The sequence below is a fragment of the Priestia sp. P5_B4 genome (assembly GCF_056400385.1).
Window position 1 is genome coordinate 1 of the sequence record NZ_JBFULJ010000801.1, and the last position, 1,769, is coordinate 1,769.

A 1,769-nucleotide genomic window follows, 5' to 3' on the forward strand; every position below is an offset into this window, starting at 1 on the left:
AGCTAACTTTAGCCAGTAAGAGATTAGGACCGATTCCTGCGGTAGCTGTCAGTCTTGTTTTGCGATAGATCTCATTACGTATTCGATGAGCTAGCTCCTCTGGTGTTTCAGCAAATAAATGCAAAGAGGCTGTCGCATCAATAAACAACTCATCAATACTATAGGCATGAAAGTCCTCAGAAGCCACATACTGTAACACCAAACTAGAAATATAGTTCGAAGCCTTGATATATCTCTCCATGGATGGATTCACCACATGGATATCTTTCCTTTTAGGAATGTCGAAAAGACGACTTCCGGTTTTGATACCTTCTTTCTTTAATAAGGGTGTGGCAGCTAACACAACAGATCCCGAGCGTTTGATATCTCCTACCACAGCGAGCCTTGTTTTCAAAGGATCTAACCCCCGTATGACAGAGGAAACCGAAGCGAAAAAGCTCCTCATGTCGATGCAAATAATGACTCTGTTCGGTAGCTGCCCATAATCCATTGAAAGTACTCCTTAAATAAAGAACGTTTGTTCTTTATTCAATGGAATATCATACCTTTTCCCGATTATTGCTAGTGCCTATACTCACCTTTCCGTATTTTATAATTTAGGTGTCATTTACATAGTCATACGTATCGCGTTTTAAAAGGAAATCCTCTGGGTACATGATATACACAATGAGGATGGAATTAAATGTGAAAATAAGTTTTCGTTTAATTAAAATTTAAGGGGATGGGAAAATGGGAACGAGAAAACGAGTTGCAGGAACTTTTTATTCGGAACAAGAAGCGATACATGCAATTAAGGGGTTAAAACGTCAAGGATATCGTGAAACAGATATATTGGTAGTAGCAAAGGATAGAAGTAATACTCTACAGTTAGGGGCCGAAACAAATGTAATGATAGAAGCTGGAACGCCAGCTGTAAGTTCGTTGGCAGGTGTAATGATGGATAGCTTTCTTACCATGATGACAGGTGGAATGGCTACTGCTACACAAGCTGGCAGTCTAACTTCAAAACTTGTCAAAATGGGCATCCAAAGTTTTACTGCAAAACAGTGTGAAATGGATATAAAGGAAGGGAAAATTCTTGTCCTAATTGATGTGGATGAAGCTCAAACGATTTCTTCATATACTACGGTTAGGGAGTCGCCGTACGAGACAGAGGGGCATAGGTCAGTGCAACTTCGTGAAGAGCAACTGAATGTAAGGAAAGAACATGTTCAAACTGGGGAGGTACAACTTCGTAAGGAAATTGTAGAAGAACTACGAACTATCCAGGTTCCGGTTATGCGTGAGGAAGTCTACGTAGAACGTCGCCCGGTCATAGACGGTCAGTATGATGGTAGCCCATTGGCAGAGAACGAGATTATTCGTATTCCTATTATGGAGGAGCGAATTGAAGTAACCAAGAAACCTGTAGTTGTGGAAGAAGTGATCATTGGTAAGCGTAAAATTCAAGAGATTAAAGAGATGAAGGATACTGTCCGAAAGGAAGAAGCACAAATTGAGCAGTCAGAGCTTCCTGTGGTTCCTGAACTTGCTGACTCTGAAATCTATCAAAATATGGATAATCACGTAGATCAAAGTTACCAAGAAGTTGCTGCTGCAATTGCTTCTGATACTCCAAAAGAGGAAAAAGTGAAACTTTCAACCAACAAGAAACAAGAAGCTCAACTTAAAGTGACAACTTCTCCTGTTATCAAAGAGATTGAAGAGGTTACAGCCTCAGTAAACAATCAGAAACCAGAAAGTCAAAGTGAAGATACGGATATTACGAC

General features: G+C 40.1%; 2 protein-coding genes. One reads left to right on the plus strand and one right to left on the minus strand.

The annotated features are described in order from the left end of the window. Window positions 1-490, minus strand: a 490-nt coding sequence (locus AC1DRF_RS26110; protein ID WP_477742090.1) for a Y-family DNA polymerase, incomplete at its 3' end; no start/stop codon positions are given. Between the two features lie 239 nt (window positions 491-729). On the opposite strand from AC1DRF_RS26110, the gene AC1DRF_RS26115 reads away from it, so the two are divergent. Then, on the plus strand, window positions 730-1,769 hold a 1,040-nt coding region (locus AC1DRF_RS26115; protein ID WP_477742091.1), incomplete at its 3' end, for a YsnF/AvaK domain-containing protein.